Origin of the sequence: Enterococcus cecorum DSM 20682 = ATCC 43198 (assembly GCF_000407565.1) — a bacterium.
Classification (GTDB): domain Bacteria; phylum Bacillota; class Bacilli; order Lactobacillales; family Enterococcaceae; genus Enterococcus_E; species Enterococcus_E cecorum.
On sequence record NZ_ASWI01000004.1, the window covers coordinates 643,814 to 666,725 of the forward strand.

A 22,912-nucleotide genomic window follows, 5' to 3' on the forward strand; every position below is an offset into this window, starting at 1 on the left:
CTAGGGAAACTGATTTTTGGAGGTAAGCTAATGGCTGATAAAAGAGATTATTATGAAGTACTTGGTGTATCTAAAAGTGCTTCTGATGATGAAATAAAAAAGGCTTATCGTAAGCTATCAAAGAAGTATCACCCAGATATTAATAAAGCGCCCGATGCTGAAGAAAAGTTTAAAGAAATCTCTGAAGCATATGAAGTTTTAAGCGATAGTCAAAAACGTGCTGCCTATGATCAATATGGTCATGCTGCAAATGATCCTAATTTTGGAGCTGGCGGATTCGACGGAGGTTTTGGTAGCTTCGGTGGCGGCGCTGGTTTCGGAGGATTTGAAGATATTTTTGAGTCCTTCTTTAGCGGTGGTGCATCACGAAGTAACCCAAATGCACCTAGACAAGGTTCGGATTTACAATATGTCATTAATCTAGGGTTTGAAGAAGCAATCTTCGGTGTAGAAAAGAGTATTAAATATAATCGTGATGAATTATGTCATACATGTGGCGGTAGTGGAGCTAAACCAGGAACACATCCACAAACATGTAGCAAATGTCATGGATCTGGTGTCATTAATGTCGAACGTCAAACACCACTTGGTCGTGTAATGACGCGCAGTGCTTGTGATCAATGTAATGGTACAGGTAAGACGATTAGTGATCCATGTACAACTTGTCACGGTACTGGACGTGAAAAACGTAGTCACACTGTGAAAGTAAATGTGCCTGCAGGTGTGGAAGATGGTCAACAAATGCGCTTAGCAAATCAAGGGGAAGCTGGTTATAATGGCGGCCCTTATGGTGATTTATATGTCGTCTTTAGAGTTGAACAAAGCGATATCTTTGATCGAGATGGTGCAGAAATTTACTACGAATTACCACTTAACTTTGTGCAAGCAGCTTTAGGTGATGAAATCAATGTGCCAACTGTTCATGGTGAAGTGAAATTAAAAGTCCCAGCTGGAACACAAACTGGTACAAACTTCAGACTTCGTGGAAAAGGTGCACCAAGATTGCGTGGCGGCGGAAATGGAGACCAACACGTTAAAGTGAAAATCATTACACCGAAAAACCTAAACGAAGAACAAAAAGCGGCATTACGTCAGTTCGCTCAAGCAAGTGGACATAAAGTGACTGAACAACAAGGAGAAGGTTTCTTTGATAAAATGAAGGATGCCTTTAAGAAAAAATAAATGAATAGAACGACACAACGGTTTACCTAACCAAATTTGATTGGGTAAACCGTTTTTTTTAATTTAATAGTGCTAGAAAGACCGATTGTTGAATTGTTTGAAAAGTTGAATCAGTTGTTCTTGATAGGTAGGTAAATAGTCGATGGCAAGTTTTATGATAGGCGAGCTAGCAAGTAGTTTCGTTTCATCCATAAAAGTTGCAAATTTTGGATGAATCAACACAATGGTATTTTTATTTTGATATAATTGTTCGATGTTTTCAGCATTAATCATAAAAACTTTTGGGTTTAACTTATAATGATTAAAAGTAGTGGTCAATTTAAGTGCGATACTTTCATATTCGCTAATCGTATTTGTCACAATCGTAATATCAATTTCAGGAATAAATAATTGATAGATCACTTCGATTTGATTCGTTAAAAAATAGATTTGCTCTTTGGTAAAGAAGTAGGGAATATTATTAGCTGTTCGCCAAACATCAATCATTCGTTGTACTTGGTTAAAGAGCACTTTTTGGTTTGTATTCAATGTATTAAAAAGAAATGGATTACTTTCAGGAAGTAATGGGTGCAAGTTTAGAATACATTTTTTATAAAAGTAAACAATTGCCACCCGGAAGTTCCGAGTAAAGATTACTTCTTTGCCTAAGCGTAACTTTTGTGCAAGATGTTGCAAAAGGCTTTTGATTTGTTTATTTGTAAAAATGATTTGGTGTAAAGCTTTAATATCTTCGTTTTGCCATTGGTCAGAAAAGAGAAAATTGTTCGTTGTGCAGTAACATAAAAAGATATAGTCAAGTTCTGTTTGATTGAAGAACGTATTGAGAGATGGCTCTAAATTTAAATGGACATAATCAACTAATTGCTGGTAAATGAATAATTGTTTTAGCGCAGCGAGATCTTCCCAATCTTGCAGTTCAATATTATTTTCTCGTCGCACCCAAGTTAACATCAATAAGACTTCGAAAAACAAAAAATCATCCGTCGTTGTTTCCAATAGTTTTGGCTGAATAGCATGATTAAATGCTAGAATAAATTGATGTGCGATTCGTATATCGTCATCTGATAGGGAATAATATTTCACCTCATATTGTGAATAGAGCACTGCAATAAAAAATCGGATTCTATACTCTGGACCAGCAATTTGATGCTTATACGTTTTTAAACCAATCTGTTTTAAATATTTTTCAGCTTTATTTCTAATACGATAAGCGTTTGCAATAGAATGGTAATTTTTTTCGATGAAGGCACTAAAAGGTAATTGTTCAAGATTATTAATTAAAAATTCAAAATATTATAAAATAATCGATTCACCATATATTTGATGTATTATTTCAAGATAATTAACATTTTCGGCCATGATGAGCTTCAAGTGTTTATTTTTTTGAAATTGAATCCGTGCCTTTCCCCGAAGTAATTGATTCAATTCGGTAACTAAGTACTTGAGATAAACGTCACTGATATTTAAATAAGTCGACATTTTATCTAAATGAAGGACATTATTGTTGAACAAAATCATAAAAATCAAGACTTTGTTCCTGACTTTGCTTTCTAATAAATTGTCAAGCATCATTCTTTTCCCTTTCACATTCATATAAACTATCCATTTTTCCCATAAATTATCATGGGTACGTCTAATTTTAGCAGAAATAATGAAAAAATCACTAATAAATTTTTATCAAAAAGCCGATTGTATTTTAAAAATATTTGAGAATTTATTTTAATACCAAGTAGCTCATGGGTTTCAACTATTTTGATGAAAGTTACTGAATAGCAAATTATTTTAATTTTAATAATATTTTTTGCGTGTGTAATGATAAAATCAGTAAATGTATATTTAAATCATGATTTGTGAAGTATTCGTTGAAAGCAATACGGGTCTTATGAAAGATTGTGCGTTGCTTCTTTAAGTTTGTCATTTGCTGAAAATAGATTGTCTATTGTATATGATGGAGAAATGAATGATAGACAAACAGAAAAGGGGATTCCTAACGTAAAATCGAATATTTTTTTGAATGAGTAAACTGAAAACTAGGGAAAACACGAAAAATTTTCAAGAAAATTGCAAAATTAGAAGATTCTCATATTTACATTTTCTAAAAATAAGGTATGATATATTTGTAACAAAGAAAGCTTATTAGGGGGTATAATGTGCGAGTGAAATTAGAAAATAGTAATAATAAAGATGTCATTCAAGAAGAAGTAGCCATATTGACGACTTTATTAGCTGAGACAACGAAAAAGATGATTGGAGAAGAAGAGTTTACTTTGATTGAAGACTTAACCAATTTATCAGTTCAAAAAGATTATCGTCAATTGGAAGAAAAAATTGCTGGTATCTCGAATGAAAAGATGGAAGTTATTTCTCGCTATTTCTCTGTCTTACCATTGCTTATCAATATTTCTGAAGATGTTGATTTGGCATATCAAGTAAACTATTTAAATAATACCAATCAAGATTATGTGGGTAAATTATCAGATACAATTGAACAAGTTGCAGCGTCATCTCAGGCACGTGAAATCTTGCAAAATCTAAATGTTGTACCAGTATTAACAGCACACCCAACACAAGTTCAGCGTAAGACTATGCTTGGTTTAACCCAACAAATCCATGTGTTACTAAGAAAACACCGTGACGTGAAATTAGGCTTAATCAACAAAGAAAAATGGTATGATGATTTAAGACGTCATATTGAATTGATTATGCAAACGGATATGATTCGCGAAAAGAAATTAAAAGTTAGAAATGAAATTACCAATGTCACTGAGTATTATGATCGTTCTTTGATTACGGCAATTAGCAATTTAGTGAATGAGTATAAGACATTAGCTGCCAAAAAAGGAATTCAGTTGAACCAGCCTACGCCAATTACGATGGGAATGTGGATTGGTGGCGACCGTGACGGCAATCCTTATGTGACTGCGGATACTTTACAGATTTCTGCAACTACCCAAGGCGAGGTCATTTTTAATTATTATATTAAAAAAATTCAAGAACTTTACTTTGCATTTTCTATTTCTACTGCTCAAGCGCAAGTCAGTGAAGAGGTTGTTTTAATGGCTGAAGCGTCAAAGGATCAGTCTGTATTCCGTGAAAAAGAATTGTACCGCAAAGCATTTAGTTATATTGAAGAACGTTTGAGAAATACCTTGGCTTATGTGGTTGAAGATCAAGATTTGCAACCTAGATATAACCGAGTAAGTGAATTCCAAAACGATTTACAAAAAATCCAAAATTCATTATTGCAAAATCATGGTGAAGCACTTTTAAAAGGTGATTTTAATGAATTGGTTCAAGCTACTGAAATTTTTGGATTCTATTTAGCGAGTATTGATATGCGTCAAGATTCTAGTGTCTTAGAAGCTTGTGTGGCTGAATTGCTTAAAAGTGCCAACATTGAAGAAGACTATTCCGCATTAGATGAAGAAGCTAAAATCGCTGTACTCTTGAAGGAATTAGAAGAAGACCCACGAATTTTATCAGCTACAAATGTTGAGAAATCAGAGACCTTAACAAAAGAATTAGCAATCTTTAAAATGGCTCGTAAATTAAAAGATAAAATGGGCGAAGAAATCATTAAGCAACATATTATTTCTCATTCTGAAAGTGTTTCAGACTTATTAGAATTGGCAATCATGTTAAAAGAAGTGGGGTTGATTGATCGTCACTCTGCTCGTGTACAAATCGTGCCATTATTTGAAACAATTGAAGACTTAGATAAATCTGAACCAATTATGCGCCAATATTTAACTATGCCAATTGTAAAACGTTGGTTAGCCTCTAAGAAGAATTATCAAGAAATCATGCTTGGCTATTCAGATAGTAATAAAGATGGCGGCTACCTTGCATCAGGTTGGACATTATATAAAGCGCAAAATGAATTAAAAGATTTAGGCGAAGAGCTAGGTGTCAAGATTACTTTCTTCCATGGACGTGGTGGAACAGTTGGTCGTGGAGGTGGTTCAAGCTATGATGCGATTACTTCTCAACCTTTTGATTCAATTAAAGATAGAATTCGTGTAACTGAACAAGGCGAAGTGATTGGGAATAAGTACGGTAATAAAGATGCCGCTTACTATAATCTAGAAATGCTGATTTCATCTACTTTAGGACGTATGGTCACTCAACGCGTCACTGATACAAATCTTCTAGCTGAGTTTAGACAATTGATGGATGGCATTGCGGAAAAGAGTTATCATTTCTATCGCCAATTAGTTTTTGATCATCCGGGATTTTATGACTATTTCTTTGCGGCTAGTCCGATTAAAGAAGTTTCAAGTTTAAATATTGGGTCTCGTCCAGCCGCACGTAAAACCATTACTGAAATTGGTGGGCTACGGGCTATCCCATGGGTCTTCTCATGGTCACAAAACCGTGTAATGTTGCCAGGGTGGTATGGTGTAGGTTCAAGTTTTAAAGATTTTATTGATCAAGCACCAGGTAATTTGAAGATTTTACAACAAATGTATCAAACCTGGCCATTCTTTCATTCCTTACTTTCAAATGTCGATATGGTATTATCAAAATCAAATATGTATATTGCTCATCAATATGCGCAATTATGCGAAACGGCAGAATCAAAAGAAGTTTATGATTTACTCCTAAAAGAATGGAAATTAACCAAAGAAGTGATTTTAGCCATTGAAGAACAAGAAGGCCTATTAGCAGATAATCCATATTTACGTTCTAGCTTAGACTATCGATTACCTTATTTCAATGTATTAAATTATGTTCAAATCGAATTAATTAAACGTCTGCGTAGTGGTAAACATAGTGAAAATACCGAAAAATTAATTCATATTACGATTAATGGTATTGCAACGGGCTTACGAAACTCTGGTTGATGATAAAAAAGAAGTTGCTAACATTCCTGCTAGCAACTTCTTTTTATTGATGGAAATTTATATATAACTCCACAAGCCAAGTGAGTAGATAGAATACACTAATGATGCCACAAATGATCATATGGCGTCGTTTGTTCATCATGATAATGGCAGCAAATTCTCTTAGTAAGGCATTGGGTAGAAAGTAGCGTGCTGTATGAGCGCCTAAACCTTGTGCAGTGAGGCCCACTTGCTCGGCAAAAATTCCTGCCCGAAAGATATGATAATTATTAGAAAAGAATACGACGTGATAAGGTTTGATTCGTCGGTTATCCATTAATTGTTTACTAAAACGCATATTTTCTAAAGTAGTCGTTGATTGATCTTCTAATAAAATATCTTCTTCATTCATTCCTTGTTCTAAAGCATAATTTTTCATTGCTTGTGCTTCTGAAATCTTTTCATCCGGCCCTTGACCACCAGACATGATAAATTTTGCTGGATGATTTGTCTTAGCTTTTTGTAAGTGGAAAAATTCGATTGCTCGATTAATACGTTGAGCAAGTAATGGGGTCACTCGTTCACCATTAATCAAACCTGCACCAAGCACAATAAGATAATCTTGGTTAAGTTTTGGACGTAAAAATTGGTAAATCCAAACACAGATTAAAAAATTGAATAAAACAAACATGAAGTATCCGGTTATCACGGTAGGTAAGGCTAAGAAACTTAATAGCCAATGTGGTAAATGGTCTCTAAAAATTTGTAAGAATAAGTATAAAATTAGACCGATTGCACAGATAAAGGTAAGCATATTGGCTAAACTGCGCGATTCTTTTTTAAAGACAACATAACTATTCCACAGTAGAAAAATGATTAAGCCGTAAATGCCGAATGCAACGAGTAAGATAAAGATAATCAGAAATAACCCCAAGACGCCAAAAGGAATGAGAGATTTTGTGGTAATCCCGATAAGAGTTAAGTATCCAGCAAAAACAAGCCAAAATAACATAAATAACCAACCATTGATTAGTCTAGCGGGGCGTTTATGAAACTGCCAATAAAATAAAGCAAAAAAACTAGTTGGAATTAAGAACCAAACACTGTGATTGATGATTTCTAAAAATAGACAATATGGAAGTAGAAAACCTAGCGATAAATAAATGATTTTAAGCAGTTTTTGATTTTGTTTTTTTCTAAATAAATTAATTGCATAACCAAAAGCAGTGACAAAATAGATAATACTCACGATAATATCAAGGGTTGTTAGATTCATTTTTTCACTCCTAATTCATAACTTTCTACATTATAACAAAACTAAATGAAGTTGCAAGATTACAAGCTTTTCATAGTCACTGACAGAATGTACAATTCTCTATTATTAAATTGATAGTCATTTCTATTAGGAAAGAAGGTACAAGATGAAACAAATATATAAACGAAATTTACCTTTATTAGGTATCACTGAATTTTTCAGCTTTTTTGGCATTACTGCATTTTGGCTGTTGTTTTTAAGTCAGCAAGGGATGTCTCTATGGCAAATTGGTATTCTGGAAAGTCTTTTTCATTTAACCAGCTTACTATCTGAAGTCCCATCAGGCGTATTAGCAGACCGCTTTACGTATCGACGTAATCTCTTCCTTGGACGATTCGTTACGATTATTTCGGCCTTATTTATGATTTTTGGCAATGGTAATTTTTTTCTTTATGCTCTGGGAATGATTTTTAGTGCTTGGGGCTATAACTTTGATTCTGGCACAAGTCAGGCACTTTTATATGAAACAGCCAAAGAACTTAAGCAAGAATCAAGATATCTAACGTTCATAAGCTATCTTAATGGTATCTCAGAAGCCACTCGTACGTTAGGGATGGTTGTTGCCGGATTTTTAGTTCATGGTTGGCTCATTTATACCTATCATATTCAAATTGTTTGCTCTTTGTTGGGAATTCTTTGTATTTGGGGGATAAAAGAGCCTTCTATCAAAATGAAAAAAGAAGAAAGTCCGACTGTTTTGAAAATTATCCAGACAGTTTATCAGCTATTTAGAAAGCAAAGTCGACTATTCTACCAAATGTTGATGGTTCAGGTTATGTTGACTTTGATTACGATGTATTATTTTTATTACCAATCTCAGTTACCTTACCTTCAGTCTTGGCAAATTAGTTTGATGATGCTTTTATCAAGCGGCTGTAATATTTTGGCTATCTACTTGGCAAATAAAATCGGTCAAAAAATCAAGACGCAGTTGGTTTTATGGAGTATATTAGGATGCTCAGGGGTGCTTTTCTTATTCACCATTTTGAATAATCATTTTGTATATGCTGTAATATTTCTAGTGTCAGATGCATTAGTCGTTCTTTTTTATCCGCTGTATGAAACTGAACTCCAAGCAGCCTTTGATTCTAAAGTGCGGGCGACAATGTTAAGTGTCTATGCCATGTTGGGTAGTTTTGCAATGATTATCTTATTTCCGTTCATGGGAGCGTTAATTGAACGTTTTGGTTTTATGTCTAGTTTCTTTGGTTTAGGAGTACTTCTCATTGCAATGAGTATCCTGTTTGTCTCGATTCAAAAAAATAATAAACGCGAAGATTTTGAGTAAGTACTCGAAATCTTCGCGTATTTTTTATTCGCTATAACTGAATTGAACATGTTTTACTTTAATATGATCTTTGGCTAAACTGTCTTTTAAATCCGTTTTAAAACTATAGGAAATCTCATCAAAACTACTAATGACAGACATAGTGGTATAATCTGCTAAATTCACTTTTACGGTTTTTTCAAAGCTTTTAAAAAGTTTGGTTTTCATTTGATCGTTTAATTGATTGTTAAAGAGTTCATCTGTAGGAATTGGATGCATCAATAAAAGTGGTGCATCATTTTTATTTGTCGCTGTCAGCAATTCTTTTCTGGTTCCTTCTAAAGTAATATAGGCGCTAATATGGAAAAGGTGATTATCCTTTGTTTCAGCCGCAGCATTAGGAATGACATAACTAAATGTGATTTTTTCTTGGTTGCTGGCGTCAAGTAGGCGATGATTAGAATAAGATATCATTGTAATCACACAGCAGATAATTAATAATATACAGCTTCCTACAAGTAAGATTCCTTTTTTAATATCTTTAAGGATTAAATCTTTATAATTCATGATAATTTCATAGTTCCTTTCAATCATTTCGCTTTTTATTATAGCAAGTATTTTAATGAAAAGATAGTCAAAAAATAGCTGACCCAAATTGAGCCAGCTATAGGATTAAATATTTAAGACTTTGTTTAAGAAATCTTTGGTACGTTCGTTTTGTGGATTTTCAAAAATTTGTTGCGGCGTGCCATCTTCTAGGATTTTCCCACCGTCAGTGAAAAGTACACGGTTAGCTACTTCTTTGGCAAATCCCATTTCATGTGTCACAATTACCATGGTCATTCCCTGTTTCGCTAAGTCTTTCATTACGTTTAATACATCGCCAACCATTTCGGGGTCGAGCGCTGAAGTTGGTTCATCAAACAGCATGATATCAGGATTCATTGCAAGGGCACGGGCGATTGCGACACGTTGTTTTTGCCCGCCAGAAAGATTATCTGGTTTCATATCTTTTTTATCAGCCAAACCAACCATATCAAGCAGACGGATTGCATTTTTTTCGGCCTCATCACGACTTGCTTTTTTCACATCCATTGGTGCTAAAATTATATTTTCAAGGACAGTTAGGTGAGGGAAGAGATTAAAATGTTGGAATACCATCCCAATATGTTGACGGACCAAATTAATATCGGTATTTTTATCCATTAAATGGGCACCATCAATGACAATATCCCCGCTTGTTGGTTCCTCTAATTTATTCAAGCATCGTAAAAAGGTTGATTTACCAGAACCAGAAGGACCGATGATACAAACCACATCTCCTTCTTTAATTGAAATAGAGATATCATTTAAGACAGTATTATTACCATATTTTTTGACAAGGTTTTGAACAGAAATTTTTTCAGCCATGAATTATTTCACCTTCTTTTCTAATACTTTAGCAAATTTTGTTAGGGATGTAATCACGATTAAGTACATCACAGCAATAATGAAGTAAACATCGGCACTTTGTAAAGTACGAGCAACGATAATCTTACCTGTTTGTAATAATTCTACCACACCAATTACTGAAATTAAGGTTGTATCTTTCAACGAAATGACAAATTGATTTACGAAAGAAGGTAACATAATCTTAATCGCTTGTGGTAAGATAATTTTTTGCATGGTCTTACTATATGGTAAACCTAAACTACGAGCAGCTTCCATTTGGCCAGTTGGTACGGCATTAATCCCACCACGAACGATTTCCGCGAGATAGGCACTTGCATTTAAGGTTAAGGTGATGACACCCGCGGTAAAGTCAGGAATCGTAAAACCAATTAATTGTGGTAGACCAAAGAAAATAAAGAAAGCTAAAACCATCATCGGAATACCACGAATGATATCAACATAAACAGAAGCAAAGACGCGTAAACCTTTGATATGTGAGACAGCCATCAAACCAATAATTACTCCAAGAATCAATGCAAAAGCAAAAGATAATAATGCGAGTCCGATGGTTCTAAGTAAACCTGAAAGCAACACACCATAATTGTTTTTCAAAATACCAATAATGCCTTTTTCTGAAACTGAATCAGCCTTTTCTGCAGTAGTGGAGCCATCTTTAATATATTTATTAACAATCTGATCATATTTGCCAGTACGTTTCATTTCGGCTAATGCTTCGTTAAACATTTCGATTAGTTCTGGATTTTGTCCTTTTTTCACAGCAAATCCATATTTTCCACCAGTCACTCGTTCAATCGGTGTTTGTAGCGCTTGTCCTTGGCTAATCGCATAACCAATTACTGGATAATCATCCATAATTGCATCCACCGCATTGACTTTTACTGCATCATAAAGTTGGTCAGCAGTATCAAATTGTTTTACTGTATAACCATATTCATCTTTATGGTTCATAATATAATCAGCACTTTCAGTACCAACTTTCACGCCGACTTTTTTACCTTTTAAGTCTTTATAAGATTGAATCTTATCGTTTCCTTTTTTCACAGCTAGTTGAATGCCGCTTTCGAAATAAGGCGTAGAGAAGTCAAAACTTTTCTCACGTTCTGGCGTAATCGTCATACCAGCAATCATCGCATCAGCTTGATGATTTTCCACCGCTTGAACAGCAGCAGAAAAACCAATAAATTTCATTTCAATGTTAAAACCTTGCATTTTTGCTGCTTCTTTTAATAAGTCCACATCAATACCTGTAAACTCGTTATTGCTATTTTGAAATTCAAATGGTGCAAAGGCTGTATCACTCGCGATAACATATTTATCTTTTTTAGGGGTGACCTTTTTCATTTGGTCACTTGCTGTATTTGAAGAAGAGGCAATATAACGATCAAGAATCGCTTGGTATTCACCGTTGTCTTTTAATTTTTTTAATCCGGCATTGAATTTCTTTAATAGTTCTTGATTTTTTCCTTTTTTCACAGCAAATCCATAGGCACTCCCTTTTTTAGGTTCGCCGACTAATTTCAAGTCTTCACCTTTAGTCACAGCATAACCAATAACTGGGTAGTCATCAAAAATAGCTTGTACTGTACCATTCTTTAAAGCGCCATAAACACCGTTAGCATCATCATATGTTTTAATTGTATAACCATATTTCTTTTGATTTTTTTCAAGGAAGGCGGCACTTTCAGTTGAGACCTTTGCAGCTACTGTTTTGTCTTTTAAATCTTTATAACTCTTTATACTATTATCATCAGCTTTCACAGCCATTTGAATGCCACTTTCAAAATAAGGGTCGGAGAAATCAAAACTTTGCTTGCGTTCATCCGTGATACTCATACCAGCAATCATTCCTGCGACTTGGCCAGATTGTACTGCTTGAATGGAAGTGTCAAAACCAAGTGGGCGTAAATTCACTTGAAAGCCTTGATCTTTGGCAATCGCTTTTAATAAGTCAATATCAATACCTACATATTCTTTATCTTCATTTTGAAATTCAAATGGCGCAAAAGTAATATCCGTTCCAATTTCATAAGTTGTTTCATCTGCAGCAACAGTTGATTTGCCAATTACGAACAAACTAAAAAGTAGTGCAATGAAAGGAATAAGACTTAATTTCTTTTTCATTAAATACTTCCTCCTAAAATTAAATTTTAATAAAATTATATATCAATATTTTCATGAAATGCAAGAAAATAAGTGAAAATATAATAAAGATGAAGAATTGTCAGTTTTTCACTAATTTTATTAAGTAACACTGAAATCGAATACAAATGTCTTTCGCTTTTTTTTTGAGCGAATTAGTTAGGGAAAGTATGTTCGGTGTGGTACAATAGATCTAGTTATGAAGAATCGAGGGTATAGTATGATTGAACGAACAACAGATAATCAATTTGAATTAGTCTCTAAATATCAACCAGCTGGGGATCAACCAACAGCAATTGAAGGTTTGGTTCAAGGAATTCAATCAGGAGTAAAAGAACAAATCTTATTAGGAGCTACAGGAACAGGGAAAACCTATACTATTTCTCAGGTCATCCAAAGAGTGAATAAACCCACATTAGTGATCGCACATAATAAAACGTTAGCTGGCCAATTGTATGGCGAGTTTAAAGAATTTTTCCCTAATAATGCGGTGGAATATTTTGTTTCCTATTATGATTATTATCAACCAGAAGCTTATGTACCGTCCAGTGATACCTATATTGAAAAAGATGCAAGTATTAATGATGAAATCGATAAGTTGCGTCATAGTGCCACAAGTGCTTTGCTTGAGCGAAATGATGTGATTGTGGTTGCTTCTGTTTCTTGTATTTTTGGGTTAGGTTCACCGATGGAATACCAAAAACAAGTCGTTTCTATTCGTGTAGGCATGGAAATTAGCCGTGATAATCTTTTGCGTAGTTTAATCGATATTCAATTTGAACGTAACGATATAGATTTTCAACGGGGCAGGTTTCGGGTACGTGGTGATGTAGTTGAAATTTTCCCAGCTTCTCGTGATGAGCGGGCTTTGCGCATTGAGTTTTTTGGTGATGAAGTGGAGCGGATTAGAGAAATTGATGCTTTAACAGGAGAAGTGTTAGCTGAAACGGAGCATGTCTCAATCTTCCCAGCTACGCACTTCGTAACCAATGAACACACTTTAGATGAAGCGATTCGTGGAATTGAAAAGGAATTGGCCCAAAGATTAGCAGTTCTCAGAGCCAATGATCAGTTATTAGAAGCCCAACGTTTAGAACAAAGAACTAATTATGATATTGAAATGATGAAAGAGATGGGATATACCTCAGGAATTGAAAATTATTCTCGACATATGGATGGTCGTAAAGAAGGGGAACCGCCTTATACTTTACTTGATTTCTTTCCCGAGGATTATTTGTTGGTTATTGATGAATCACACGTGACAATGCCGCAAATAAGAGGAATGTATAATGGAGATAGAGCTCGTAAGCAAATGTTGGTAGACTATGGATTTCGCCTCCCTTCAGCTTTAGATAACCGTCCTTTAAGGTTGGAAGAATTTGAAACCCACGTCCATCAAATTATTTATATTTCTGCGACCCCAGGACCTTATGAAATGGGGAGAACGGATCATATTGTAGAGCAAATCATTCGTCCAACTGGATTATTAGACCCGATGATTGAAGTACGTCCGATTATGGGACAAATTGATGATTTAGTGGGTGAAATCAATGAACGGATTGAAAAAGATGAGCGTGTTTTTGTGACGACTTTGACTAAGAAAATGGCTGAGGACTTAACGGATTACTTGAAGGAATTAGGCATCAAAGTGAAGTATCTTCATAGTGATATCAAAACACTTGAACGTACAGAAATTATCCGTGATTTGCGCTTAGGTGAGTTTGATGTTTTAGTCGGGATTAATTTATTACGTGAAGGATTAGATGTTCCGGAAGTTTCTTTAGTTGCTATTTTAGATGCAGATAAAGAAGGTTTCTTACGGAGTGAACGTTCCTTGGTGCAAACAATTGGCCGGGCCGCAAGAAATGCTTCTGGTAAAGTAATTATGTATGCAGACAATAGGACTGAATCGATGCAAAAAGCGATTGACGAAACGATGCGTCGTCGCAGTATCCAAGAAGCTTACAACAAAGAACATCATATTGTACCAAAAACCATTAAAAAAGAAATTCGTGAATTAATTTCAATTACCAAGACGGCTAAAGTATCTGAAGAGCCATTTGATTTTAAACATTATCATGAATATAGTAAAGAAGAAAAAGAATTAATGTTAGCAAAACTAGAAAAAGAAATGAAGGATGCTGCCAAAGCCTTAGATTTTGAACGAGCAGCAACTTTACGTGATACGATTCTAGAGCTAAAAAGTGAGTAATAAATAGGAGTTTTTTTATGGCAAATGATAAAATTGTGATTCATGGTGCCCGTGCGCATAATTTAAAAAATATTGATGTAACGATCCCGCGCGATCAATTAGTTGTTGTGACTGGATTGTCCGGTTCAGGAAAAAGTTCTTTAGCGTTTGATACTTTATATGCAGAAGGGCAAAGAAGATATGTAGAAAGCTTAAGTGCTTATGCTCGTCAGTTTTTAGGACAAATGGATAAGCCAGATGTTGATAGTATTGATGGTTTATCACCAGCAATTTCGATTGACCAAAAAACAACAAGCAAAAATCCGCGTTCAACTGTAGGGACGGTGACGGAAATTAATGACTATTTACGGTTGCTGTATGCTAGATGTGGTCACCCAATTTGCCCCAATGATCATGTGGAAATTACTAGCCAGTCTGTAGAACAAATGGTTGATCAAGTTTTAGAATTACCAGAGAGAAGTAAAATTCAAATTTTATCGCCAGTTATTTATCAAAAGAAAGGCCAGCATAAAAAAGTTTTTGAACATATCCAAAAAGAAGGTTACGTGCGTGTTCGTGTAGATGGTGAAATTTATGATATCAGCGAAGTTCCTGAACTTGAGAAAAATAAAAAACATGATATTGCTATTGTGATTGACCGTATAATTATTAAAGAAGGTATTCGTTCGCGGCTGTTTGATTCATTTGAAGCGGCTTTGCGTCTAGCAGATGGTTATGCTGTGGTGGATGTGATTGGTCAAGAAGAAATGCTCTTTAGTGAACACTATGCTTGTCCTTATTGTGGCTTTACCGTGGGAGAATTAGAACCGCGCCTGTTCTCATTTAACGCTCCATTTGGTGCTTGTCCAGAGTGTGATGGTTTAGGTATTAAGTTGGCAGTTGATGAAGATTTAGTTATTCCAGACCGGAACTTAACTTTAAGAGAAGGGGCATTGGTACCTTGGAATCCAATTAGTTCGCAATATTATCCCCAAATGCTTGAACAATTTTGTTTGAGTTTTGGTATTGATATGGATACACCATTTGAAAAACTAAGTAAAGAAGAGCAGCAGTTAATCTTACATGGCTCCAATGGCAAAACTTTCCATTTTCATTATGAGAATGATTTTGGAGGCGTTCGCGATGTGGAGGTGCCTTTTGAAGGAGTCTTAAATAATATCTATCGTCGTTATCATGAAACCAATAGTGATTTTACTCGTGATCAAATGCGCTTATACATGACAGAATTAACTTGTTCTCACTGCCATGGCTATCGATTGAATGAGCAAGCCTTAGCTGTTAAAGTTGGGGGCATTCATCTAGGGGAATTGAGCGAAAAGTCAATTCAAGATGCTTTAGCTTTTCTTGAACAATTAAGTTTGACTGAACAAGAAACGATGATTGCTAAACCAATTTTAAAAGAGATAAAAGACCGTTTAACTTTCTTACAAAATGTCGGTTTAGGCTATCTTACTTTGAGTCGAGCTGCTGGAACTTTGTCTGGAGGAGAAGCACAACGGATTCGTCTAGCTACTCAAATAGGTTCAAATTTATCTGGTGTTTTATACATATTAGACGAACCATCGATTGGTTTACATCAAAGAGATAATGATCGATTGTTGGATTCCTTAAGAAAAATGCGTGATTTAGGAAATACTTTAATCGTTGTCGAACATGATGAAGATACGATGCGAGCAGCTGATTATTTGATTGATATCGGTCCAGGCGCTGGTCAACATGGAGGAGAAGTAGTTGCATACGGCACCCCACAAGAAGTCAGCGAAAATCCGAATTCCTTAACGGGGCAGTATCTATCTGGTAAACGTAAAATTCCAGTGCCGAAAGAAAGAAGAAAAGGAAATGGTAAGAAGATTACGGTTGTAGAAGCCAGTGAAAATAACTTGCAAAATATTACGGTTGATTTTCCTTTGGCCACATTTACAGCTGTAACCGGGATTTCTGGATCAGGTAAATCGACATTAGTGAATGAAATTCTGAAAAAAGCCTTACAACAAAAAGTGAGCCGCTCTCATGCGAAACCAGGAAAACATAAAAAAATTACCGGTTTTGAATCAATTGAAAAAGTGATTGATATTGATCAAAGTCCAATTGGCCGTACCCCGCGTAGCAATCCGGCAACTTATACAAGTGTTTTTGATGATATTCGCGATTTATTTGCTCAAACCAACGAAGCTAAAGTCCACGGTTATAAAAAGGGACGCTTTAGTTTCAATGTAAAGGGTGGACGCTGTGAAGCATGTAAGGGGGATGGCATTATCAAGATTGAGATGCACTTTCTACCAGATGTTTATGTTCCTTGCGAAGTTTGTCACGGTAAACGTTATAATTCTGAAACCTTAGAAGTTCACTATAAAGGCAAAAACATTGCTGAAATATTAGAAATGACTGTAGAGGATGCCTTAGAGTTCTTTAAACATATTCCTAAAATAAAACGCAAATTACAAACAATTGTTGATGTTGGTTTAGGCTATGTCACATTAGGGCAATCAGCTACGACTTTATCAGGTGGGGAAGCGCAACGCATGAAACTTGCTTCTGAATTGCATCGAAGTAGCAATGGGCGCAACTTCTATATCTTGGATGAACCAACGACAGGGTTACATGCTGAAGATATTGCTCGTTTGTTAAAAGTACTACAACGTTTAGTCGATAATGGAAATACAGTTTTAGTCATCGAACATAATTTAGACGTCATTAAATGTGCGGATTATCTGATTGATTTAGGGCCTGAAGGTGGTGCAGGTGGAGGTACTATTTTGGCTACAGGTACACCTGAAGCAGTTGCCAAAGTGTCTACAAGTTTTACTGGTCAATACTTACAAAAAATATTAAATAAATAATAATGGGAGACTTTTTTGTTGAAAGTGAAAAGTTAATTACGATTTTGTAAAATTATCATTGCTTTACAGAAAAGTCTCTTTGCTTGTCTGAACCTTTGTGGTATGATGTTGAATGTGAATTGTTTCAGAAAAGAGTGAAAATATGCAAAAAAATAATTTTATACCTATATTACTTGGGACAGATATGAATGTCTATGGCATGGCGCGTGCATTCAATGAAGAGTATGGTATAAAACCCATTGCGATTGGAGAACATCAATTAGCTCCAACTAGATTTACTAAAATTGCCGATATCCATTTGTTTGAAGGTTTTGATAAAGATCCTGTCTTCTCTGAAAAGTTAATCGAGTTAGCAAAATCAACTTTTAACCAAGCAGACATTAAATATTTATTGATTCCTTGTGGGGATGGTTATGCCGAGTTGTTATCTCAAAATAAGGAAAAATTAGCACCCTATTATACTTTTATCGCCAATGATTATGAGTTATTTAAAGTGTTGATTAATAAAGTTACTTTTTATGAAACTTGTGAAAAATATGGTTTGCCTTATCCAAAAACCTTCATTTTAACACCAGCACATTTAGAAAATGGTCAATTCAAACAATCTTTACCATTTGATTTTCCAGTGGCGCTGAAACCGGCAAATAGTGTCGAATGGTTGTCAATTGACTTTGAAGGACGTAAAAAAGCATTTATTATTGATAACCGGGAAGAATTCGAAATTATTGTTGAACGAATTTATCAAGCTGGCTATACCAGTGAGATGATTGTGCAAGACTTCATTCCAGGCGATGATAGTAATATGCGTGTGCTAAATGTCTATGTCGATCATGAGCATAATGTTCGTATGATGTGTTTAGGTCATCCGTTATTAGAAGATCCTGCGCCTGGTTCAGTGGGAAATTACACCGTGATTTTACCAGATGAAAATGAGCAAATCTATCATGATGTTGCACAATTTTTAAAACGTATTAACTATGTTGGTTTTGCGAATTTTGATATGAAATATGATAGCCGCGATGGGATATTCAAATTATTTGAAATTAATTTACGTCAAGGCCGTAGTAGCTTCTTTGTAACTTTAAATGGTTTAAATTTAGCCAAATTTATTACAGAAGATTTGATTTTCAACAAACCATTTGAAAAGACAATTTATGGGCGCGCTCACGGAGACCATGCTAAATTATGGTTGAATGTGCCATTGTCTATTTTTAAAAAATATGCTAAAGACGGTCCAGATAAACAAAGAGGCTTAGATTTATTAGCGCAAGGCAAATACGGTTCAACATTATTTTATAAGAAAGATCGTTCTTTAAGACACTATTTATTAATGAAGTATGTTTATAAAAAGTATGAAGAAGATTATGAAAAATATTTTAAAGTGAAAGAAGGTTAATCATGCGCGATTTTTTTACCATTCTAGGTGGAATGGGAACGATGGCGACAGAAAGCTTTGTTCGACAGTTAAATAAACGCACACCAACACATGCTGATCAGGATTATTTAAATTATATTTTATATAATCATGCGACAATTCCTGATCGTACGGCTTATATTCTTGATCGTAGTAAACCTAATCCAATTCCTTTATTGCAAGAAGATATTCGCCAACAAAATATTTTGCAACCAAGCTTTATTGTTTTGACCTGTAATACGGCTCATTATTTCTTTGATGACTTACAAAAAGAGACCAAAATTCCGATTTTACATATGCCAAAAGAAGCCGTCAAACAGATTCGGCGTGAGCAAATTACTGGTAAAGTGGCATTTTTAGGTACGGAAGGCAGTGTGAAGGCGGGCGTTTACGAAAATGAATTAAAAGAACAAGGGATTGATTATTTGATTCCAAGTCAAGAATTACAAGCTAAAATTAATCATTTAATTTATCAGGATGTCAAAGAAAATGATTATATTAATCTTGAGTTGTTTTTTGAAATTCTAGCCGATACAAAAAAACTTGGATGTGAAGCCGTTATTTTAGGATGTACAGAACTTTCATTAGTTGCTGAATATATTGATTGTGAACATGAGTATAAAATTTTTGATGCACAATCTATTTTAGTAGACCGCACGATAGACCGAGCATTATCTTTAAGAAATAAATAAGTTTTACGGATATACGTGATTTTTTGAAATTGCGTATATCCATTTTGTTGTATAAGATACGCCCGGCATGATATAATAAATAAGACAATAAAAAGTGAAACATGATTGCTTTTTTAAAGGAGGAATTCATCATGGCTGATCAATTAAGTTTAGTCATTATTACCGGGATGAGCGGTGCAGGAAAAACAGTTGCCATCCAAAGTTTTGAAGATATGGGTTATTTTTGCGTTGACAACATGCCCCCAAGTTTAATTCCAAAATTTTGGGAACTCATTCGTGAATCAGGCAAAGTAACCAAAATTGCTTTAGTCGTTGATTTACGTTCACGCTCATTTTTTGATGAAATTCAAAATATGTTAGCTGAAATTGAAAACACGCATTTGATTGATACGAAGATTTTATTTTTAGATGCTTCAGATGTAGAGCTGGTTTCACGTTATAAAGAAACTAGACGTGTGCATCCAATGGCAATGGATGGTTTGGTTACTGAAGGAATTCGCAAAGAGCGTGCCATTTTAGAAGATTTGAAAGTAAAAGCTTCTTTGGTGATTGATACGACTACTTTAACACCGCGTCAATTACGTGAAAAAATCAATCAAGAATTCCGTCATAATAATGAATCGGGTTTTCGTGTGGAGATGGTCTCATTTGGCTTTAAATATGGCCTACCAATCGATGCAGATATCGTAATGGATGTACGTTTCTTACCAAATCCACATTATATTCCAGAACTTCGCCCACTTACAGGTTGTGATAAACCCGTGTATGATTATGTCATGAGTTTTGAACAAACTGAAAAATTCTATCAATCATTTAGCCAACTTTTACTACAAATTATGCCTGGTTACATTAAAGAAGGTAAAAGTAGTTTAACGATTGCGATTGGTTGTACAGGTGGTCAACATCGCTCTGTTGCTTTAACTAATCGTGTAGGTGAATGCCTAAAAGAAAATGGCTATACTGTTAATACCACCCACCGTGATAAAGATAAACGAAAAGAGACGGTTAATCGCTCATGAAAACCTATCGCATTAGAAAACCTAAAGTTGTAGTCATGGGCGGTGGTACAGGCTTACCAGTTATATTAAAAAGTCTGAGAAATCAGGGCGTAGATATCACAGCAATTGTCACGGTGGCTGATGATGGTGGAAGTAGTGGGGTTTTACGAGACTCAGTTAAAACGATGGTCCCACCAGGAGATCTACGTAATGTCTTAGTGGCGCTCTCTGATATGCCAAAGTTGTATTCAGATATTTTCCAGTATCGCTTTAACAAAGGAGATAAATTTTTAGCGAATCATGCACTTGGTAACTTGATTATCGCAGCGATTGCAGAAATGCGTGGTAGTACTTATGAGGCGATTCGCATTTTAAATAAGATGATGCATGTGGAAGGTAATGTCTATCCCTCATCAGAAGAGCCTCTGGTTTTACATGCGGAATTTATGGATGGTTCGACTGCAGTGGGTGAGTCAAAGATTGCCCTAGAGCGTAAAACAATTCGTCACGTCCATGTGTCGCGTCAAGACTCTGATGAAACCCCTAAAGCTAGTCGTAATGTAGTGAAAGCCATCATAGAAGCAGATATGATTGTTTTAGGCCCAGGAAGCTTATTTACGAGTATCTTACCCAATTTAATGATTCCTGAAATCTCTGAAGCTATGTTAAAGACCAAGGCAGAAGTGGTATATATTTGTAATATTATGACACAAAAAGGCGAGACGGAACATTTTACCGATGCCCAACACGTGAAAGTCTTACATCGCCATTTAAAGACACCTTTTGTAGATACAGTGCTAGTTAATATCGAACATGTGCCCGAAGATTACATGGATGTCGAAAAATACGATGAATATTTAGTCCAAGTGACACATGATTTTAATGGATTACGTGAAGAAGGCTGTCGTGTGGTCTCTAGTGATTTTCTAGAATTACGCGATGGTGGGGTCTTTCATGATGGCGAAAAAGTTGTGAATGAATTATTACGGATTGTCTATGGCGTAAGGAATACAGAAAGGGAGCGATAATTTTGTCATTTGCTGCGGAAGTCAAAAAAGAATTGACGACTTTAGAAGTGCACCGCGAACATGCCAAAGCTGAGTTAGCTGCCTTAATCAGGATGAATGGTTCTTTAAGTATTGCCAATCAACAGTTTATACTCAATGTTCAAACTGAAAATGCGGCAATTGCACGTAGAATTTATTCACTTTTAAAAGATCATTATGATGTTCGAAGTGAATTGTTAGTTCGTCGGAAAATGAAGTTGAAAAAGAATAATGTCTATATTGTACGGCTAAAAAATGACACTATGGATGTATTAAATGATTTAGGAATTATGGATGGTTTAATGTTTGATATCCATGCATCAGATGAGTTAATGGGAAATGCGCAAAAAATGCGTTCTTATCTGCGTGGTGCGTTTATGGCATCTGGTTCAATCAATAATCCAGAAACCAGTCGCTACCATTTGGAAATTTTTTCAGTTTATGAAGAGCATAATGAAGATATATGCAGTATGCTTAATTTCTTTGATTTAAATGCAAGAACACTTGAAAGAAGAAATGGCTATATTACTTATCTCAAAGGGGCAGAGAAAATTGCTGACTTTTTAACTTTGATTGGTGCAACGAATTCAATGCTAAAATTTGAAGATGTACGCATTGTTCGCGATATGCGTAATTCGGTCAATCGTTTAGTCAATTGTGAAACGGCCAATATGTCACGAATTGTAGATGCAGCTACAAAACAAATTGAAAACATTGAATATATCGAGTCAAAAGTTGGGATTAAGTCTTTACCGGAGAAATTACAGGAAATCGCCGAGTTAAGATTACAACATCCAGAAGTAAGTTTAAAAGAACTAGCTGAAATGGTACCAAGTGGGCCAATCTCAAAATCTGGTATTAATCATCGTATTCGAAAAATTAATGATTATGCTGAAAAATTAAGACAAGCTGAATAACACAAGCGCAGAATCTTCCAAAAGAGGTTGATTCTGCGCTTTTTTGTTTATTTTAATATTTCTTTTAACTCGGCTTCAGAAATGCTTTCATCAAAAATATGTTCTTCAACTATAATGGTTGGTACAAATTGGATGTTGGCGGCATTGGCTTCATCGACAATTAGTTGGCTATAGGTGGAATGGTTATTTTCACTTAAGCCCAATTTTTCTTTGGCAAATGTAGCGACTTCATCTAGTTCAAGGTTGCCCCATTCTTCTTGTGTATCGAAAATCTTTTGAATACTTGCTAAAATAGTTGATTCATTCGTAGTATCCACGAAACGATGCATGACATTTCCACGTTGAAGACTAGGTTTTTCTTTATCGAATAGCTTAATGACACGCGTTACGTCGGCATCAGCTAATAATGCTTTAGATTCATTAAACCATTGACGGCAATATGGACAACGAAGGTTCATAAATTCTTTCATAATATGTTTACCATTGCCAATGACAAGACCGTTTTTGGCATTTGTTTGTTCAGCTTTAATCACTGAAATATCCATAAGTATCACCTCAAATATAATTGATTACAGTTTTAAGTTTATCGGTTTTGTGAAAAAATGCAACTATTAC

The 22,912-nt window shown here is 35.1% G+C and carries 17 protein-coding genes and 1 pseudogene; 10 read left to right on the forward strand and 8 right to left on the reverse strand.

Annotated elements, in window-relative coordinates; genetic code table 11:
* Positions 1-30: 30 nt before the first annotated feature.
* Positions 31-1,182 (forward strand): molecular chaperone DnaJ, encoded by a 1,152-nt coding sequence (gene dnaJ / locus I567_RS09175; protein WP_016251944.1) that lies wholly within the window; start codon positions 31-33, stop codon positions 1,180-1,182.
* Positions 1,183-1,254: 72 nt separating this feature from the next.
* On the opposite strand, the gene I567_RS09180 is transcribed toward dnaJ, so the two are convergent.
* The 3 genes and pseudogenes from I567_RS09180 to I567_RS09185 all read right to left on the reverse strand — a co-directional run bounded on the left by I567_RS09180 (position 1,255) and on the right by I567_RS09185 (position 2,754).
* The gene (locus tag I567_RS09180; protein ID WP_147278245.1) at positions 1,255-2,133 is read right to left on the reverse strand and encodes a hypothetical protein; all 879 of its coding nucleotides are present in this window, start codon (positions 2,131-2,133) and stop codon (positions 1,255-1,257) included.
* Positions 2,134-2,289: 156 nt separating this feature from the next.
* Positions 2,290-2,460 (reverse strand): annotated as a pseudogene (locus tag I567_RS13130) (helix-turn-helix domain-containing protein); the annotation flags it as partial.
* A gap of 15 nt (positions 2,461-2,475) precedes the next feature.
* Positions 2,476-2,754 carry a helix-turn-helix domain-containing protein gene (locus I567_RS09185; RefSeq protein WP_018345223.1) on the reverse strand — a complete coding sequence of 93 codons (279 nt, stop codon included), beginning with the start codon at positions 2,752-2,754 and terminating at the stop codon, positions 2,476-2,478.
* 578 nt (positions 2,755-3,332) lie between these two features.
* Between I567_RS09185 and ppc the strand changes: the two genes are divergently transcribed.
* Positions 3,333-6,026: a phosphoenolpyruvate carboxylase gene (gene ppc, locus I567_RS09190; protein WP_016251947.1), complete on the forward strand. Its 2,694-nt coding sequence runs from the start codon at positions 3,333-3,335 to the stop codon at positions 6,024-6,026.
* Positions 6,027-6,069: 43 nt separating this feature from the next.
* Here the strand turns inward: ppc and I567_RS09195 are convergent, their stop codons facing one another.
* On the reverse strand, positions 6,070-7,281 hold the full coding sequence (locus I567_RS09195) for a YdcF family protein (protein ID WP_016251948.1): 1,212 nt from the start codon (positions 7,279-7,281) through the stop codon (positions 6,070-6,072).
* Positions 7,282-7,426: 145 nt separating this feature from the next.
* On the opposite strand from I567_RS09195, the gene I567_RS09200 reads away from it, so the two are divergent.
* Complete coding sequence (locus I567_RS09200) at positions 7,427-8,608, forward strand: MFS transporter (protein ID WP_016251949.1); 1,182 nt, start codon at positions 7,427-7,429, stop codon at positions 8,606-8,608.
* A 24-nt stretch (positions 8,609-8,632) separates the two neighbouring features.
* Here I567_RS09200 and I567_RS09205 read toward each other — a convergent pair whose 3' ends face one another.
* The 3 genes from I567_RS09205 to I567_RS09215 all read right to left on the reverse strand — a co-directional run bounded on the left by I567_RS09205 (position 8,633) and on the right by I567_RS09215 (position 12,160).
* The gene (locus I567_RS09205) at positions 8,633-9,154 is read right to left on the reverse strand and encodes a hypothetical protein (RefSeq protein WP_016251950.1); all 522 of its coding nucleotides are present in this window, start codon (positions 9,152-9,154) and stop codon (positions 8,633-8,635) included.
* Between the two features lie 105 nt (positions 9,155-9,259).
* The gene (locus tag I567_RS09210) at positions 9,260-9,997 is read right to left on the reverse strand and encodes an amino acid ABC transporter ATP-binding protein (protein ID WP_016251951.1); all 738 of its coding nucleotides are present in this window, start codon (positions 9,995-9,997) and stop codon (positions 9,260-9,262) included.
* 3 nt (positions 9,998-10,000) lie between these two features.
* Positions 10,001-12,160 (reverse strand): amino acid ABC transporter substrate-binding protein/permease, encoded by a 2,160-nt coding sequence (locus tag I567_RS09215; RefSeq protein WP_016251952.1) that lies wholly within the window; start codon positions 12,158-12,160, stop codon positions 10,001-10,003.
* 238 nt (positions 12,161-12,398) lie between these two features.
* On the opposite strand from I567_RS09215, the gene uvrB reads away from it, so the two are divergent.
* The 7 genes from uvrB (at position 12,399) to whiA (ending at position 22,297) form a co-directional block, all read left to right on the forward strand.
* Positions 12,399-14,390, forward strand: coding sequence for an excinuclease ABC subunit UvrB (gene uvrB, locus I567_RS09220; protein ID WP_016251953.1), 1,992 nt, complete (start codon positions 12,399-12,401; stop codon positions 14,388-14,390).
* Between the two features lie 17 nt (positions 14,391-14,407).
* Entirely contained in the window at positions 14,408-17,230 is a 2,823-nt protein-coding gene (gene uvrA / locus I567_RS09225; RefSeq protein ID WP_016251954.1) for an excinuclease ABC subunit UvrA, read from the forward strand.
* Positions 17,231-17,372: 142 nt separating this feature from the next.
* On the forward strand, positions 17,373-18,626 hold the full coding sequence (locus I567_RS09230) for a carboxylate--amine ligase (protein WP_016251955.1): 1,254 nt from the start codon (positions 17,373-17,375) through the stop codon (positions 18,624-18,626).
* 2 nt (positions 18,627-18,628) lie between these two features.
* Positions 18,629-19,336: an amino acid racemase gene (locus tag I567_RS09235; protein ID WP_016251956.1), complete on the forward strand. Its 708-nt coding sequence runs from the start codon at positions 18,629-18,631 to the stop codon at positions 19,334-19,336.
* Between the two features lie 131 nt (positions 19,337-19,467).
* Complete coding sequence (gene rapZ, locus I567_RS09240) at positions 19,468-20,355, forward strand: RNase adapter RapZ (protein ID WP_016251957.1); 888 nt, start codon at positions 19,468-19,470, stop codon at positions 20,353-20,355.
* Positions 20,352-21,362: a gluconeogenesis factor YvcK family protein gene (locus I567_RS09245; protein ID WP_016251958.1), complete on the forward strand. Its 1,011-nt coding sequence runs from the start codon at positions 20,352-20,354 to the stop codon at positions 21,360-21,362. Before rapZ ends, I567_RS09245 begins: the two co-directional genes overlap by 4 nt.
* 2 nt (positions 21,363-21,364) lie before the next feature.
* Positions 21,365-22,297, forward strand: coding sequence for a DNA-binding protein WhiA (gene whiA, locus I567_RS09250; protein ID WP_016251959.1), 933 nt, complete (start codon positions 21,365-21,367; stop codon positions 22,295-22,297).
* A 47-nt stretch (positions 22,298-22,344) separates the two neighbouring features.
* On the opposite strand, the gene I567_RS09255 is transcribed toward whiA, so the two are convergent.
* Positions 22,345-22,842, reverse strand: coding sequence for a thioredoxin domain-containing protein (locus I567_RS09255; RefSeq protein ID WP_016251960.1), 498 nt, complete (start codon positions 22,840-22,842; stop codon positions 22,345-22,347).
* Between the last annotated feature and the right edge of the window lie 70 nt (positions 22,843-22,912).